The sequence below is a fragment of the Paenibacillus lupini genome (assembly GCF_011761355.1).
GTDB lineage: Bacteria > Bacillota > Bacilli > Paenibacillales > Paenibacillaceae > Pristimantibacillus > Pristimantibacillus lupini.
The window spans coordinates 581,045-597,036 of sequence record NZ_JAASRW010000004.1; the positions used below are offsets into that span (position 1 = coordinate 581,045).

Consider the following 15,992-nt stretch of genomic DNA (forward strand, 5'->3'; position numbering starts at 1 on the left):
TTTTAGTTCCTTCCTTGTTTGAAAGCTTGGCCGAGCTGATCAGCTACAATGATCGCAGCAGCTACAGCTTCCTCCGTAATCGGGAATGGCATAGCATGAATCGATTCCTCTGGGATACAGGCCAGTTCAGCTACCTTAGCAAGCTCCTCATCCGTCATACTGTTTACACCGATGTCAGCAAGACATACCGGGAGTCCAACAGATACGCAGAACTCGAGTACTTCATTCACTTCTTCCTTCGGCGCATTCTCAAGAACGAGCTGAGCAATTGTACTAAACGCAACCTTCTCGCCGTGGAAATAATGGTGAGTGCCTTCGAGTACAGTCAGGCCGTTATGAATGGCATGGGCTGCCGCAAGACCGCCGCTTTCGAATCCAAGACCAGATAAAAGGATGTTTGTTTCTATGATGTTTTCGAGAGCAGGCGTCACTTTGTTGCTGTCGCAAGCTGCTTTCGCCTGAATACCATCTTCAAGCAGAGTTTCATAACACAGCTTTGCTAATGCTTGGGCTGCTTTTGTCCCACGTGCAATTGGTGCTGCACCAGCGTGAACGCCGTTTGGCAGGCCGGCATTCACTTTGGAGAAGGAGCGGGAAGTTGCTCTTGCTTCAAAATAGGTCGACAACGCGTCACCCATACCGGATACGAGGAAGCGGGTTGGAGCATTCGCAATGACGGTAGTGTCGATCATCACGATGCTTGGGCTTTGTTTGAAGTAAGCGTAATCCTCGAAAGCTCCTTCATTCGAATAAATAACAGCAGAATGGCTTGTTGGAGCATCAGTAGCGGCAATGGTTGGAACAATAATAAGCGCATCGCCCTCCGCTACACATTTCGCCGTATCAATCGCTTTTCCTCCGCCAAGACCAATTGTACAGGAACAGTTTTTCTCGCGAGCGAGGTCCTTGAGCCGCCCGATCTCATCACGGGAGCATTCTCCGCGGAAACCGCTTTCTACCAGCGTAATATTGAATTTATTTGAAGTGAAGTCCAGCTTGTCCTTTACGCGTTTCACATCATCTGGATGAGCAATAAGAAGGGCAGAATCACCGTACGTTTGAATAAAATACCCCAGGTTCAGCAGTTCGTTTTCACCTTGAACATATTTACTTGGACTAATAAATGCTTTTCTCATTATGGATAACCTCCTGAAATCAATTAGCTTATTTGATTACTGCCATTATAAGCGTTGATGAAAGGGGATTCATTGTACGATAAGCGCAAATTCATGCAGTATCTGATGGTGTTTTTTTGTGCAAAACGACCTGGAATTGTACTATTTTGTCCTCAGTCTGCCTTCGAGTATAATATTGTTGTACACATTAGGCTGGGCGTTTGGGGTGAACATGATGAATTCACGGTATGATTTGAAGCAAATTATGGATATAGATAAATGGCATAAGCTGCAGGACTCGATGTCGCTTGTTACGAAGATGGCTATTATTACAGTGGATTACAAAGGCGTCCCAGTATCAAAGCATAGCCAGTGCCAGGCATTCTGCTCTGCGGTGAGGAAGGATCCCGCTTTATCTTCCTATTGCCAGAAATGTGATGCGCGAGGCGGGCTTGAGGCGGTTCGGTCGAATAAGCCTTATATATATCAGTGCCATTTTCAAATTCTTGATATCGCCATTCCAATTGTAGTCGATGATCAATATATTGGTGCCGTCATGGCGGGGCAGGTTAAGCTTCGAGATCCGGATGTGCCAATCGAGCAGATTGTAACGAGACCTTCAAATGTGGAGACAGATAAAAAGTTTAAAGCGTTGCGCGAGGAATATGAATCGCTGCCAGTCTTGTCCTTCGAAGAGGTTGAGAAGATTGCGGATATGCTGTTCCATCTATGCAACTATATCGTAGAGGAAGCAATTCGGAAGAGCGATATGCTTGAGATGTACCGTAATTCTATAACGTTGGAGCATCCGGCACATGCACCAGACTCTTCTTATGAGCATATTCAAGCGCTGCAAAGTGAGCTGTCGAACACCTTAATTGAAAAGAAGATCAAGAAGTCTTCTAATGTTTATCAGGCTGGTAATTCGCTCTTGCAGCCTGCTTTTGACCATATATTCCGGCATAAGCATGAGAATGTTGACTTGAAGGACATGGCTGCCTTATGCCACGTCAGTCCAAGTTATTTCAGCCGGATCTTCACCAAGGAGACAGGGGAGAACTTCTCGGTGTTTGTCCCTCATTTGAAGATTGGCTGGGCGAAGGAGTTGCTCGAGACAACGGAGCTGGCCGTTAATCAGATCAGCGATGAGCTGGGCTTCGCTGATGCAGGCTATTTTATCAAGACGTTTAGGAAATTCGAGAACCTTACTCCTGCTGCCTATCGGAAAATCTATCGAAATAATCGAGAGTTTTAGTAAAAAATTAACTATACTTGCGCGATTGCAATAACTTTTTCACGCCCATATACTTTGAGAAACCGGTTACTTAAACTTGCGACACGACTAACGGGAATGAGAAGGATGGTCTATGATACCGACAATCAGAGATGTAGCTAGAGAAGCTAATGTATCAATTGCGACCGTTTCTCGCGTTCTAAACGGATTAACAGGATACTCCGACAAAACCAAACAAAAGGTAATTAAGACGATTGAGGATATGGGCTATCATCCAAACGCGATTGCGCGTTACTTGAATAATAGACGCACCCAGACAATAGGGGTCATGATCCCTGCTGTAACTAACGAGTTTGCCTCTGCAGTTCTGCAGGGAGTTGAAGAATATGCGCTGGAGCGCGGCTACAGCGTTTTTGTCTGCAATACGGCCGTTGACGGGAACCAGACGATGAAATATTTGCAGGTGCTGAGGGAAAAGAAGATTGATGGCATCGTATTTGTATGTGAAGTGCTGGATAATGAGCATAAGAATCTGCTTGAGGCGATGAAGGTGCCGATTGTACTCGTGTCTTCAGTAACTGATGATCCCCATATTCCGTACGTAAGGGTGGATGACAAGCAGGCTGCATACGATGCGGTCCGTTATTTGATCGAGAAGGGACATAAGGACATCGGGATGATCAGCGGTTCACAAGAGGATCCGATCGCCGGCACGTTACGTCAACAAGGGTATAGGGATGCTTTGTACGATAAAGGAATTGCATTCCGCAGATCTCGTGTCGTGTATGGCGATTTCCATTATGACAGTGGAATGACAGCGATGGAGACTCTGTTGAAGCAAGATAAAGGGATTACGGCGGTTTTTGCTGCAAGTGATGAAATGGCGGTTGGTGCTATGAATTATGCTATGCAGCAAGGGATCCGAATCCCTGAAGAGATTTCCTTTATCGGATATGATAATATCCGGCTGTCTAGAATGATTTATCCGGCCTTGACGACGGTAGGGCAGCCATTACTGCAACTGGGGCAGGAAGCAGTCAGCAAGCTGATCACGATGATTGAAACGGGTCGTACAGTTTCAAGCCAAGTCGTTCCGCATGAGATTGTAGAGCGGCAGACCGTTAGGGATATTTGCATACATAACATATGAAAATGCGTGGCGGCCCAAAGGAATTGGACTGTCACGTATTTTTTGCATATTGAGGTGAAGGAGGTTTGAACATTATATCGCTGTAATGATCTATTGCTCGTCGCATGTTGGAATTTCTCCAGTATACGCAAGTTTAGTGCTGCTAATTAGCCTCTATGCTGGATTCCATCCAACGTAATTAAGCAATATACATTGCTACTAGCTGATATGAGTTCATTATGCTGTATAGAATCCAACATAGCCGAGAGAGTAAGGTTAGCAGCTGGAATTCTACTGGATTAAATCCAACATAGCATTAGGCGTGCGAACTGCTTTTCTTTTTTCATATTTGTCGTGATTTTCTAGTTTTATATTGAACAATCTCCCCCAGATGTTATCATTAATTGACATAGGGGACTTGGACGAATACCAGACAGCTGGTAGCGACAGTCAGTTATGAAAGCGATCTCAACATCCCGGATTGTGCAAATATGGAGGGGAATATGATGGCGAATCAATAAACGGCAATCAAGGGAGAATGGGCAGATCCGTTCCTGCTTAAAGACGGCGATGACTATTATCTATACCCAACGAAGGACAGCAAAGGATGGCTGTACGAGAAATTCCATGTTTTTCACAGTAAGGATCTGATTAATTGGGATGGCCCTTATCTTGCTCTGGATCTTAACGATGTAGAGTGGGCCAGCTCGAGAGCTTGGGCGCCTGGCATTAACAAATTCAATGGCAAGTACTATATGTATTTCTCTGCAGAAGCGCAGATTGGCGCAGCTGTTGCGGATTCTCCACTTGGCCCTTTCCGGGATATTCTTGGCCGGCCGCTTATTACGAAGGATCAATATCAATGTCAAAGTATTGATGCGGATTTATTCATCGAGGATGACAACCAGCCGTATCTGCTATGGGGGCAAGGAAAGTGTTGGATCGTTCCCCTTGAGGATGATATGGTAACCTTCAAGACGGAGCCGGTATTGCTGTCTGATCAGCTGTATCGTAATAAAGGGGCTGATCCAATTATGACGGATAACGGTATTTATAATGAGGGTCCTCATTTGCAAAAAATCGACGGCGAGTATGTGCTGACTTGGAGCAATTACGATACACGGGATCCGCGTTATCAAATCTGTTTTGCGAGGAGCGGCCATATCTTTGGGCCTTATGAATCGCCTGAGGATAATCGCGTGACAACACCGTCAGAGAAGTTCTTTGGCACTGGTCACGCTTCAATGGCCCGCTATGAGGATGGCTGGGTATTATGCTACCACCGGCTGATTGATCCGGAGACAACCGTGCTTCGTGAGACATGTATTAGCAAGATGGAATTTATCGATGGCAAGCTGATCGTTAATGTAGATGCCTGTCTAGAGTAATAGGATAAGGGAGGAAATAGGATAATGAATATACTAATTACGGGTGCTAATCGGGGACTTGGTTATGAAATGGTTGTTGAGGCGCTTGAACGCGGCCATCATGTTATAGCAGGAGCAAGACAGGCAAGTCAAAAGCTGGCGGGCTTACAAGAGCAGTATGGTGAGCAGCTTGAGACGGTACAACTCGATGTTACGGATGAAGCTGGAATAGCTGCTCTGGCGGCTACCCTGAAGGAGCAGGATCGGACGTTAGGTGCCATCATTAATAACGCAGCGATTCTAGCAGCGCGGAATACATCTATCGAAGAGCTTGATATGAACGATGTTCTGCAATCTTTTGATATTAACCTGTTTGGTCCGATGCGGGTTGTGAAGCATTTCCTTCCTCTCTTAACGGAGCCAGGAGCAGCCATTATGAATATTTCCTCTGAAGCGGGAAGTATAACGAATGCTTATCCAGGCGATTATCCATACGGTATAACGAAGACGGCATTAAATATGTTCACTCAACAGCTGCTTTCCGCTGTGAAGGAGCGGGGAGTTCAAGTGGTGAGCGTGCATCCGGGTTGGATGAAGACAGACATGGGTGGGGAGCAGGCTCCTACTGATCCACGGCAAAGCTCGAAGGGAATTCTCGATATTATCGAGGGGCGAATTGTTCCTCAAGGGAAGTTCAACTTTGTAGATTATACAGGTAAGGAAATGCCAATCTAAACGCTACATTCTCTGCATTTTCTCCTTCTCCGCTTCCGAAGTTGATATGTCAATTCAACTTGGCAAATAACATATATCATGATATATTATTATATATATTGAACACTTGTCAGGTGGAAGACGGGGGAACGAACAGGATGAATGAATCATCGAAACCGATGTATGAACGGATATTTGAAGCACTCCGCGAAGACATTCGTGAGAAGAAATATGAACCGGGCGACCGAGTTCCTTCCGAGAAGGAGCTGGGCGACGAATACAATGTCAGCAGGATCACAAGCAAGAAGGCGCTTGAGCTGCTGGCCACTGAAGGATATATTGTTAGGCAGCCGGGCCGCGGCTCGTTCGTGTCGGATCAGCCAACGCCGCAAGCGAAGCATTCCGCTGTCGCTAGCGTTCCGGCTCAAAAGACGCGTAAAGAAGACGGCAGGCTGCTGATTGGCCTTGTCATTACTGACTTTGCGGACAGCTACGGCAACGGATTGATCTATGGCATGGAAGAGGCTTCGCGCCAGCACAACTGCTATCTGGTCCTTCGGCGGACGTTTGGTAATCCGGCACTTGAAGAGGAAGCGATCAAGGGGCTGCTGGAGCTTGGGGTAGACGGTCTCATTATTTTCCCTGCGCAGGGCGAATATTTTAATGCGGAGATCCTGAAGCTGGTCATCAACCAGTTCCCATTTGTGCTTGTCGACCGCCATTTGAAAGGCATCTCGGCGAGTTCAATTGCAACAGACAATGTAGGCGCAGCGAAGGATGGTACAGACCATTTGTTCGAGCTTGGGCACAAATTTATTGCCTTTCTGACCCCTCCGCCGGTTGATACAACCGCGATTGAGGAGCGGATTGAAGGGTTTATTCAAGCCCATGCGGAGAAAGGCATTGTTGTGGATCGTGAGATCTGGATGGAGAATATTACGTCAACGCTTCCGAAGCATAATACAGAAGAGAATAAGCAGATGGATATTCAGAAAATTATTGACCATCTGATTAATCATCCACAGATTACTGCGCTGTTTGCGACCGAATATAATATTGGGCAGATTGCTTATCAAGCGGTGCGGCAGATGGGCAAGTCTGTACCTGAGGACTATTCAATCGTCTGCTTTGACTGTCCAGAGACGAATGGACGTTATCCGTTCACTCACCTTAGTCAGAACCAGCATGAGATGGGGCGGGTTGCGTTTGAGAACGTGCTCAAGCTTTGGGGTGGACAATCCGTGCCAAATAAAATCCTGCTGGATGCTTCGCTTGTCATCAGCGACTCGACAGGTCAGGCTAAGCAATAAGACATGATTAAAGCGACAACAGCCTCCATTCTCGGAGGCTGTTTTTTTGTTGAGTCCAGGTAGTGATTTGTCGAAGTATGGCGGAAGAACGCTCAAATTTCGAGATAAGGAGCTTTTTCGTGAGCCATTAGTCCTGTGTAAATAGTATAAAAGATTGGTATAAACAATATAGAAAAATACATATTGACATACCATATACATGCCAATATAATAGCAATATCAAATGAAAGCGTTTTACAAATCATTGATTAACGGCAACAAGGAGGAAGGAATAGCATGGCTCAATCGACAGAAATCCCGGCATCCCTCACAAAACTGGTGGATCGTATAAAGGATAAATTACCGGACCACCCCAATTGGGCCGCAATATTCGAGAAGGCGATCCACAATACACTGCAGACAACTATTCAGCGGATGCCGGATGGTACGACATTTGTTATAACAGGTGATATACCAGCTATGTGGCTTCGTGATTCGGCGGCTCAGCTTCGTCCGTTTCTGGTGCTGGCATCTGAGGATGCCGAGCTGGCTGATCTGATCGAAGGTCTGGTACGAAGACAAATGGCCTCGGTGCTCATTGATCCGTATGCAAATGCCTTCAACAACGGACCAACGGGTAAAGGTCATCAGGATGACCTGACAGATACAGGCCCATCCATCTGGGAACGCAAATACGAAATTGATTCGCTTTGTTACCCGCTCCAGCTCAGTTATCTGCTGTGGAAAAATACCGGCCGGACCTCGCAATTTGATGAGACGTTCAGGCAGGCGGCAGATGCGATCTTGAATCTATGGACAACGGAGCAAAATCACGAGACCGCTTCTCCTTACCGGTTCCAGCGCTTTAACTGCGCACCAACGGATACGCTTCTCCGTGAGGGGAAAGGAACAGAGACTGGCTATACCGGCATGACATGGAGCGGCTTCCGCCCAAGCGATGATGCTTGTACATACGGCTATCTCATTCCAGCGAATATGTTCGCGGTTGTTGTGCTGAAATATTTGAAGGAAATTGCGGAAGAAGTACTTGGCGACGAGGAGCTTGCAGCACGCGCAGCTAAGCTTGGCGAGGAAATCGATCAAGGCATCCAAACCTACGGTATTACCGAGCATCCGCAATTTGGAAAAATTTACGCTTATGAAACAGATGGACTTGGCCATTACAATTTTATGGATGATGCGAATGTACCAAGCCTCTTATCGATTCCATATCTCGGCTATACCTCACAGGAGGATCCGATTTACCGCAATACTCGAAGCTTTATCTTGAGCAGCAGCAATCCTTATTATTTCGCAGGCGAAGCAGCGGCCGGAATCGGAAGTCCACATACGCCTGACCAATACATTTGGCATATTGCGTTGGCGATGCAGGGTTTAACGACGGAAGATCGTTCCGAGAAGGAAAGATTGCTTACTCTCATGGAGGCAACAACAGCCGGTACCGGCTTCATGCATGAAGGCTTCCATGTGGATGATCCGTACCAGTTCAGCCGTCCTTGGTTCTCCTGGGCGAACATGATGTTCAGCGAGCTTCTGCTGGATTATTGTGGGATTCAAGTGCAAACAAAATAAAAGCGGTTTCATAGAAGGTTCTGCCCTTAAGGCGGCTTTCTTCGAAATATAAAGGTTCAAGTAGAAACTCATTGGGTTACTAAAAAAGGGAGGCATGAAAAGTGAAAAAATGGATCACGATAATGGCCTTGGTCACAGTTGTAGCAACAGCTGGCTGCGCAAACACATCTACAAGCAGCAATGGTAACAGCAATACAAATGCAAACACTGGTACGAACGAGCAAACAGATAACGCATCAGGGAATGCTGGAGGCGGCAAGGCAGTAGAGCTGACGTTCTGGGGTGACTGGGCTGGTGACGGCCAGAAGCAGTTCCAGACGATGGTTGATGCTTTTAACAAGTCGCAGGATAAAATCCATGTTAAATACGTGCTGCAGCAGGACTTGATTACGAAGTTCCTGACGGCTGCTACATCCGGCGGCGCACCTGACGTTCTGCTCTGGGATAGATGGCGTACACCGCTGTATGCACCAAAAAATGTCCTTCATCCGATTGATGATTACATGAATCAGGACGGCTTGAACAAGGATGATTTCTACGGCGAAGCGCTGAAGGAATTGACCAATAGTGACAAGCTGTACGGCCTTCCTTTAACGGTTGATGCCCGCGCTCTTTTCTATAACAAAAAGCTTCTGAGCGATGCAGGTGTAACGCAGCCTCCTACGACATGGGATGAGCTCGAACAAGCTGCAGTCAAGACAACCAAGTGGAACGGCAGCAAGCTCGAAGTGGCCGGCTTCTCGCTTGGCGACAATGGCCTCTTTAATATGTATCTTCAACAGGCGGGCGGCCAAATGCTGACCGATGATGGCAAAACAAACTTTAATAATGAAAAAGGCCTAGCGGTGCTTAATTTCTGGGATCGTATGCTGAACGAGGAAAAAGTGTATAAAGTCGGCTTTGAGCAAGGGCTTGGTGAAGGTACGGATGCCTTCGCAACTGGCAAGGTTGCCATGACTTATAACGGTCCATGGATGCTCAGCACTTATAAGAAATACGGTAAGGATCTGGACTTCGGGGTTGTTCCGCCTCCAGCAGGACCAAATGGTGACAAGGGCGGCGTGATGGGTGGCTTTGGCCTTGTAATTCCAGAAGCTTCGAAGCATCAGGCAGAGGCATGGGAGTTCATCAAATGGTGGACGGCTAACAAAGACAATGCACTGTTGTGGGCAAAAACAAGTCTTAACATCCCTGGCTACAAACCGGCGCTGGAAGATCCGTTCTTCCAAGATGATCCGCTCTATAAGCCATTCCTTGACACGCTTGAATTCGCAAAAGTTCGTCCATCTCACCCTGGCTACTCCGTAATGGAGACGGAAGCACTTATTCCGAATCTGGAGTTGTTCCAGCAGAAGAAGCAAAAAGCAGAGGATACACTGAAGAAAGCGCAAGAGCGAGGGGATCAGCAGCTCGCTGACAACGTAGACGTGAAATAATACCGCTTCTGTAAAGCTATAAGGAAGAGATAAAGGGAGGGAGACCTCCCTTTATCCTTTCTCACAAGGAAAGGAGGAGTGCTGATGTCTTCAATGGGCAAGCTGAACAAACATCAGGCCCGCATGGCCTATCTGTTCGTTACACCAACGATGCTGCTGTTTATCGCTTTTACCATTATACCGGTCGTCATGGCGCTCTATTTAAGTTTTACGAATTATGATGTGGTCAGCCGGATGGAGTTCGTTAAATTCGACAACTACAAGAAGATGCTGGATGACGATTTGTATTGGACAACGTTCAAAAATGTATTCTTCTATGCCGTAATCTTCGTACCGCTCAACATCATTATTTCCTTACTGCTTGCCATGCTTCTTAACTTCAAACGGTTTGGCATTAAGCTGTTCCGTACAATGAACTATCTACCGACACTGACCTCTTCCGTTGCAGCAGCAACCGTATGGATCTGGCTGCTTCACCCGGAGTTTGGCTTAGTTAATAATCTCCTTGGTTATGTCGGTATTACAGGTCCGGCTTGGCTCGCTCAGACGGAAACAGCAATGTTGTCTATTATTATGGTGACCTTATGGCAGTCAGTTGGCTCTAACATGGTCATCTATATCGCTGGCCTGCAAGGTGTACCAGACTATCTATATGAGTCGGCTAAACTTGACGGCGCGACTGCTTTTAATCGCTTCCGCTACATTACTTGGCCGCAGCTTAGACCAACAACCTTCCTTGTCAGCACGATGGCGATTATCGGGGCACTTCAGATGTTCGACCAGGCATTTGTTCTGACGCAAGGTGGTCCGGGCAACGTGACCAAAACACCGGTATACCTAATTTATAATCAAGGCTTCAACCAGCTTAAGATGGGCTATGCTTCGGCTCAAGCCTTTGTGCTGGCAGTTGCCATTCTGATCTTCTCATTCATTAACATGCGCATTAATAAATCCGAAGAGCCAATCGTGTAAGGGGGCATACAGCACATGGTACAGCCTGTTGTTAAATCTGTTGCAGTACGCGCACCAAAGCCGCCTTCTTACGCCTTAAAAAAGGTGTTGGCGACAGTTTTGTTCTACGTCGTCACAGTGGCGATAGCGGTAGCAATGTTTTTACCTTTTTTCTGGAGTCTGATTACATCATTCAAACCAAGTAATGAAATTTTCTCGGTGCCGATTAAGTGGATTCCTTCCACTCTTACTTTAGAGCACTATAAATCAGCGTTTACAACGGTGCCGTTTGCGGGGTATTTCGCCAACTCATTTATCCTGGCATCAGCCGGCGTGCTGTGTAATCTGTTCTTTGGTTCCATCAGCGGCTACGCCTTTGCAAAGCTGAACTTCAAGCTGAATAAGCCAATGTTCCGTATCCTGCTCGCAGCGATGATGATTCCGGGCATCGTTACGATGATTCCAAGCTTCTATGTATTGAAGCATTTCCCGCTTATTGGCGGAAATGACTTGCTTGGCGCTGGAGGCAATGGCTTCCTGAACTCCTTCTGGGGGATTATTCTGCCAGGTGCATCGGGTTCCTTCGCGGTCTTCTTCATGCGGCAGTTCTTCCTGACCTTGCCTTCTGACATGATGGAGATGGCACGGATCGAAGGCGCTGGAGAGTTTCGTATTTTCTGGAACATCTACCTGCCGCTGACGAAGCCGGCACTTGCAACACTCTCAATCTTCACCTTCCAAGGAGGCTGGAATAACTTCCTGTGGCCAATGATCATCCTGAATGATCCGGCGAAAGCAACCATACAGATGGGACTGCAGGCGTTCTCGTTTAACCATCAAACCGACTTTGGACCAATGATGGCCGGGGCACTCATTGCGATTTTACCTATTCTCGTCTTGTTCCTCCTGCTTCAGAAGTACTTCGTACAAGGTATTGCGTTTACGGGAACAAAAGGGTAAGCGGGGGAATCCAGTTGAAACAAAAGAAGATAATAGCCAGCGTGGCTGTGCTGCTGGTTTTTGCAGCAGCTTTAGTCTGGCAGCTCGCACGTAACAATGAACCAGCGGCAGCCTCTGCTGTATGGCAGGAACGGGCGGAGGAAGCGCAGCTTGAACTCTCGGGATCGTTCTGGGACGAGAAACGTGGACTGTTTAGTAATGCGGCACCATGTATTGCGCAGCTGTGTACCGATCCGTTCAATTACTGGTGGCTGGCTCATGCTGTTGATGTACTAACAGACGGCTATGAACGTACCGGTGATGAACGGTATACCGAGCAGATCGCCAAGCTTTATCAGGGACTGCTCGACCGTAATGCCGGCGTTATGATAAACGATTATTACGATGATATGGAATGGATGGCACTCGCCTGGTTAAGAGCCTATGATGCGACCAAAGATGAGCGGTATAAGCAGGCATCGCTTGAACTGTGGGAAGAAATTAAAGGCGGCTGGAACGAGGAAATGGGCGGCGGCATCGCATGGCGCAAAGAGCAAATCGATTATAAGAATACGCCGGCGAATGCGCCAGCTGCGATTTTGGCTGCGCGTCTCTATGAACATTTTCAGAACGAGGAAGATCTGGACTGGGCCAGGAAGATTTACAACTGGCAAAAACAGACGCTCGTTGATCCGGATACCGGGCTCGTATGGGATGGCATTAACCGGACTGGTGATGGCAATATCGATAAGGACTGGCAATTCACGTACGGCCAAGGTGTGTACATCGGAGCCGGCGTAGAGCTATACCACGCGACAGAAGATAAGGATTATCTGAAGGATGCCCGTCAAACGGCGGCTAATCTGAAGGACATATTCCTATCTCCTGCAACCGGCATGCTCCCTTCGGAAGGTGAAGGGGACGGAGGCTTGTTCAAGGGTGTATTAGTTCGCTATGTAGGAGAGTTGATTGCTGCTGATCCGGATGGTCCGGAGCAGAAGGAGCTCATTGGTATGCTTGAGACAAACGCGGACAGCTTATGGCAATACGGTAAAGCGGAGGATAAAGCGGTATTCAGCAATTCATGGGTACAGACGCCGGACCCCGTGGTGCAGTTAAGCACGGAATTAAGCGGCATTATGCTGCTTGAGCAGATGGCTGTATTGGAGAAAAACGGACAATTACATTAGGGCAGTAGATAGGGGAGAGTGAGAACTATGATGTGGGCAGCACGGGCGGAAGAAGCGCAGCAGGCATTGGAGCAATTATATTGGAATCCTTCGATTAACATGTATGACATCGAGATCCCATGCCCGGATGGTGCTTGTAATACGATCTTTCATTATTGGTGGATGGCGCATGCCGTAGACGCCTTGGCAGATGGTCTTAACCGGACGGGCAGCGCAGCCTATCGAGAGCGGCTGGCTGCTTTTTACGAAGGAATCCTGCAGCGTAACGACGGCGCTTGGCCAAATGAGCTGTATGACGATATGGAATGGATGGCAATTGCTTGGCTCAGGGCTTACCAGGCAACCGGTGTAGAGAAGTATAAGGCGGCGGCCCTCCTATTGTGGGACGATATCCAGACCGGATGGAATGATCATGTGGATGGAGGAATTGCTTGGCAGAAGTCGCAGCTGGATTATAAAAATACTCCTGCGAATGCACCAGCTGCTATTCTGGCAGCACGGCTGTACCAGGCGTTCGGCAGAGAAGAAGATCTGGCTTGGGCAAGCAACATTTATAACTGGCTGAAGGCTAAGCTTGTTGATCCGGAGACCGGTTTTGTCTGGGATGGTATGAACCGTACCGGAGATGGCTCGATCGATAAAGACTGGAAATTTACGTACTGCCAAGGTGTCTTTATTGGAGCAGGCGTAGAATTGTACCGGATTACAGGTGACGCTAATTATTTGCAGGATGCTGAACGTACGGCACAGGCAGCTCGTGATGAACTGCTCAGTGACGGGTTATGGCCTGATGAAGGTAATGGGGACGGCGGTTTGTTTAAGGGGATACTCGTCCGTTATTTGGGAGAGCTTGCTGCCGTATCTGCGGATCGGGAGGAGCTTGCAGCTTTGCTAGAGCAGCAGGGGCAGACACTATGGGAAAATGGCAGCGATGCTTCGCGCAAAGTATTCAGCACCTCTTGGGCTATTCAGCCTGAGGAACGTGTCACTCTCAGCACGCAGCTTAGCGGCATTATGCTGCTGGAGCAGCTGGCAACGTTGGAACAGCGCGGCTTGATCAACACAGAACAGACAGAGGAGGCACGCAAGTAATGACTGTACAAGTTAAAGTGGATTGGGCACAACGCGCTGCGATCGCGCAGGAAGACTTCAAGCGTTTGTTCTGGAGTGAAGATCGTGGTGTGATGGATCAGGTGGTGCCATGTAACGGTACCTGTAATGATCATTATATTTATTGGTGGCATGCGCATGTTGTGGATGTGCTGGTCGATGCTCTTGAGCGCACAGACGCAAGTGAGGATGAAGTGCTGCTGGAGCGAGCGTTCCGCGGTGCAAAGAAGTGGAACGGCGATACGCTGCTGCATAACTACTATGATGATATGGAATGGATGGCACTGGCGCTTCTGCGTGCCTATCATAAGACAGGTAAGTCGTTCTATAAGGAAGGCGTACTTGAGCTTTGGGAAGATATCAAGACAGCCTGGAACGACAATATGGGCGGCGGAATGGCGTGGAAAAAGGATCAGCTGGATTACAAGAATACTCCCGCTAATGCTCCTGCTTCTATTCTAGCTGCACGAATCTATCAAATGGATCGCCGGGAAGAAGATTTGGAATGGGCTCAGCGCATCTATCAATTCAATAAGGAACGCCTTGTTGATCCGAAGACTGGCTTTGTCTGGGACGGCATGAACCGTCTGGGCGATGGCCAAATCGATTACGACTGGAAGTATACGTATTGCCAAGGTGTCTTTATTGGCGCCGGCATTGAGCTTTTCAACTGTACGGGAGATGAAAGCTATCTAGTAGATGCACAGAGAACTGCAGCAGCTACTGTTCAGGAGCTTGTAGATCCAGACACGGGAATGCTGCCGCGTGAAGGTAATGATGATTGTGGTCTGTTCAAAGGGATCCTTATCCGTTATCTTGTGAATCTCATTCACATTCAGCCAGATTTATCGCTGCCATGGATCAATCTGATCCAACATAATGCAATCTCCTTATGGGAGCGCGGACGTTCAGAGGCCGGATTGTTCAGTTTATCCTGGACAGGAGAGCCGGAACCAGAGGTCCAGCTCAGCGGTCAGCTTAGTGGAGTGATGCTGTTTGAAGCAATGGCGGAGCTGGAAAGAACGGGTTTTCTGGATCCTAAGTAGAAGACGAGTGCTGTCGGTACTGCATCCGGAACTGCTTTGGGGTCTTGCCGGTACGCTTGTGAAAACAACGGACGAAATAAGGGAAGGAACCAAAGCCAGTCTCCTCCGCAATAGTTCCAACAGGTTCATTCGTATGAATAAGCAGCCGCTTCGCCTGCTCGATCCGGAATTGGGTCACATAATCAAGTGGTGTGCAGCCAAACGTTCTTTTCATACATAAGGCGATATAATTCGGATGAAAATGCAGCTCCTCCGCCATCCGTTTATAGCTGAGCGGGTCGCGGTAAACTTTACGCAAGTAGAGGGCGGCTTCCTCGGCAAGCTGAAGATGAGAGCTTTGTGCCGCTTCTTCCTTACTATCCTCCTGAAGCCGGAGCAGAATAGCATGGAACTGCTGCTGCTCCTGCCACCGGGAATTGCCGGAGGGATTCTGATATAGCTGAAGGAGCTCACGGAATTGCTCTTCTGTGAGCCCAAGGCTTTGTACAGAGCCTGATCGAGGCAAATAGAAGGAGAAGTATTCGATAGGAGAATATAGATGCTCTTGCTCAGGCGGCAAGGGCTCTTTTTCATAGGAATCGTGTTGCCATTGTCCGGTTGTCTGGAAGTGCAGCCAATAGAAATGCGTTTCTTCCCTGCAAGGGGAGACGGTGCGATGCTCCAAATCCGGGCGAAGGATGCCGAAGTGTCCGGCTGGCAGGGTGAGCTCATGCTCGCCTTCAGCCAGATACAGACAGCCGCTTGTCACAAACAGGAGGTCAAATACACCAATGCTGCTGCGGTCGGGATGTTTTCTGCCGATGCTGTAGGTATCTTGGCCAATTTGGATGAAGTGGGGCATAGGCGGACATTCAAAATGAAACATTATCGTTCTCCTCA

At 47.9% G+C, this 15,992-nt stretch carries 14 protein-coding genes; 12 read left to right on the forward strand and 2 right to left on the reverse strand.

Annotation, left to right across the window (positions count from 1 at the left end):
* Nucleotides 1-2 precede the first annotated feature (2 nt).
* Entirely contained in the window at nucleotides 3-1,136 is a 1,134-nt protein-coding gene (locus tag FHS17_RS15975) for a glycerol dehydrogenase (protein WP_167279393.1), read from the reverse strand.
* A gap of 214 nt (nucleotides 1,137-1,350) precedes the next feature.
* On the opposite strand from FHS17_RS15975, the gene FHS17_RS15980 reads away from it, so the two are divergent.
* The 12 genes from FHS17_RS15980 (at nucleotide 1,351) to FHS17_RS30615 (ending at nucleotide 15,113) form a co-directional block, all read left to right on the forward strand.
* On the forward strand, nucleotides 1,351-2,370 hold the full coding sequence (locus tag FHS17_RS15980; protein ID WP_167279538.1) for a PocR ligand-binding domain-containing protein: 1,020 nt from the start codon (nucleotides 1,351-1,353) through the stop codon (nucleotides 2,368-2,370).
* A 112-nt stretch (nucleotides 2,371-2,482) separates the two neighbouring features.
* Nucleotides 2,483-3,499 carry a LacI family DNA-binding transcriptional regulator gene (locus FHS17_RS15985; protein WP_167279394.1) on the forward strand — a complete coding sequence of 339 codons (1,017 nt, stop codon included), beginning with the start codon at nucleotides 2,483-2,485 and terminating at the stop codon, nucleotides 3,497-3,499.
* Nucleotides 3,500-4,005: 506 nt separating this feature from the next.
* Nucleotides 4,006-4,866: a family 43 glycosylhydrolase gene (locus FHS17_RS15990; protein WP_167279539.1), complete on the forward strand. Its 861-nt coding sequence runs from the start codon at nucleotides 4,006-4,008 to the stop codon at nucleotides 4,864-4,866.
* 24 nt (nucleotides 4,867-4,890) lie between these two features.
* A complete protein-coding gene (locus tag FHS17_RS15995; RefSeq protein ID WP_167279395.1) occupies nucleotides 4,891-5,580 on the forward strand; it encodes an SDR family oxidoreductase in 690 nt (229 codons plus the stop codon).
* Between the two features lie 137 nt (nucleotides 5,581-5,717).
* Complete coding sequence (locus FHS17_RS16000) at nucleotides 5,718-6,869, forward strand: GntR family transcriptional regulator (RefSeq protein ID WP_167279396.1); 1,152 nt, start codon at nucleotides 5,718-5,720, stop codon at nucleotides 6,867-6,869.
* A 276-nt stretch (nucleotides 6,870-7,145) separates the two neighbouring features.
* Nucleotides 7,146-8,441: a glycoside hydrolase family 125 protein gene (locus FHS17_RS16005; RefSeq protein WP_167279397.1), complete on the forward strand. Its 1,296-nt coding sequence runs from the start codon at nucleotides 7,146-7,148 to the stop codon at nucleotides 8,439-8,441.
* A 122-nt stretch (nucleotides 8,442-8,563) separates the two neighbouring features.
* Nucleotides 8,564-9,877, forward strand: a complete 1,314-nt coding sequence (locus FHS17_RS16010; RefSeq protein ID WP_208420425.1) for an ABC transporter substrate-binding protein — start codon at nucleotides 8,564-8,566, stop codon at nucleotides 9,875-9,877.
* Between the two features lie 84 nt (nucleotides 9,878-9,961).
* Nucleotides 9,962-10,849 carry a carbohydrate ABC transporter permease gene (locus tag FHS17_RS16015; protein WP_167279399.1) on the forward strand — a complete coding sequence of 296 codons (888 nt, stop codon included), beginning with the start codon at nucleotides 9,962-9,964 and terminating at the stop codon, nucleotides 10,847-10,849.
* Between the two features lie 15 nt (nucleotides 10,850-10,864).
* Nucleotides 10,865-11,788, forward strand: a complete 924-nt coding sequence (locus FHS17_RS16020) for a carbohydrate ABC transporter permease (protein WP_243865371.1) — start codon at nucleotides 10,865-10,867, stop codon at nucleotides 11,786-11,788.
* A gap of 14 nt (nucleotides 11,789-11,802) precedes the next feature.
* Nucleotides 11,803-12,957, forward strand: a complete 1,155-nt coding sequence (locus tag FHS17_RS16025) for a glycoside hydrolase family 76 protein (protein ID WP_243865372.1) — start codon at nucleotides 11,803-11,805, stop codon at nucleotides 12,955-12,957.
* Between the two features lie 27 nt (nucleotides 12,958-12,984).
* Entirely contained in the window at nucleotides 12,985-14,049 is a 1,065-nt protein-coding gene (locus FHS17_RS30610) for a glycoside hydrolase family 76 protein (RefSeq protein WP_243865373.1), read from the forward strand.
* A complete protein-coding gene (locus FHS17_RS30615; protein WP_243865374.1) occupies nucleotides 14,049-15,113 on the forward strand; it encodes a glycoside hydrolase family 76 protein in 1,065 nt (354 codons plus the stop codon). The genes FHS17_RS30610 and FHS17_RS30615 overlap by 1 nt, the downstream gene beginning before the upstream one ends.
* Here FHS17_RS30615 and FHS17_RS16035 read toward each other — a convergent pair.
* A complete protein-coding gene (locus FHS17_RS16035; RefSeq protein ID WP_208420400.1) occupies nucleotides 15,106-15,978 on the reverse strand; it encodes a helix-turn-helix transcriptional regulator in 873 nt (290 codons plus the stop codon). The two genes, FHS17_RS30615 and FHS17_RS16035, sit on opposite strands and share 8 nt — an antisense overlap.
* Nucleotides 15,979-15,992: the final 14 nt, after the last annotated feature.

What these genes read in the sequence shown, in the direction of transcription:
- FHS17_RS16035 (WP_208420400.1), bottom strand. Translation starts at nt 15,978, where the DNA reads ATGTTTCATTTTGAATGTCCGCCTATGCCCCACTTCATCCAAATTGGC.
- FHS17_RS16005 (WP_167279397.1), top strand. Translation starts at nt 7,146, where the DNA reads ATGGCTCAATCGACAGAAATCCCGGCATCCCTCACAAAACTGGTGGAT.
- FHS17_RS15985 (WP_167279394.1), top strand. Translation starts at nt 2,483, where the DNA reads ATGATACCGACAATCAGAGATGTAGCTAGAGAAGCTAATGTATCAATT.
- FHS17_RS15995 (WP_167279395.1), top strand. Translation starts at nt 4,891, where the DNA reads ATGAATATACTAATTACGGGTGCTAATCGGGGACTTGGTTATGAAATG.
- FHS17_RS16015 (WP_167279399.1), top strand. Translation starts at nt 9,962, where the DNA reads ATGTCTTCAATGGGCAAGCTGAACAAACATCAGGCCCGCATGGCCTAT.
- FHS17_RS30610 (WP_243865373.1), top strand. Translation starts at nt 12,985, where the DNA reads ATGATGTGGGCAGCACGGGCGGAAGAAGCGCAGCAGGCATTGGAGCAA.
- FHS17_RS15975 (WP_167279393.1), bottom strand. Translation starts at nt 1,136, where the DNA reads ATGAGAAAAGCATTTATTAGTCCAAGTAAATATGTTCAAGGTGAAAAC.
- FHS17_RS15980 (WP_167279538.1), top strand. Translation starts at nt 1,351, where the DNA reads ATGAATTCACGGTATGATTTGAAGCAAATTATGGATATAGATAAATGG.
- FHS17_RS30615 (WP_243865374.1), top strand. Translation starts at nt 14,049, where the DNA reads ATGACTGTACAAGTTAAAGTGGATTGGGCACAACGCGCTGCGATCGCG.
- FHS17_RS16000 (WP_167279396.1), top strand. Translation starts at nt 5,718, where the DNA reads ATGAATGAATCATCGAAACCGATGTATGAACGGATATTTGAAGCACTC.
- FHS17_RS16010 (WP_208420425.1), top strand. Translation starts at nt 8,564, where the DNA reads ATGGCCTTGGTCACAGTTGTAGCAACAGCTGGCTGCGCAAACACATCT.
- FHS17_RS16020 (WP_243865371.1), top strand. Translation starts at nt 10,865, where the DNA reads ATGGTACAGCCTGTTGTTAAATCTGTTGCAGTACGCGCACCAAAGCCG.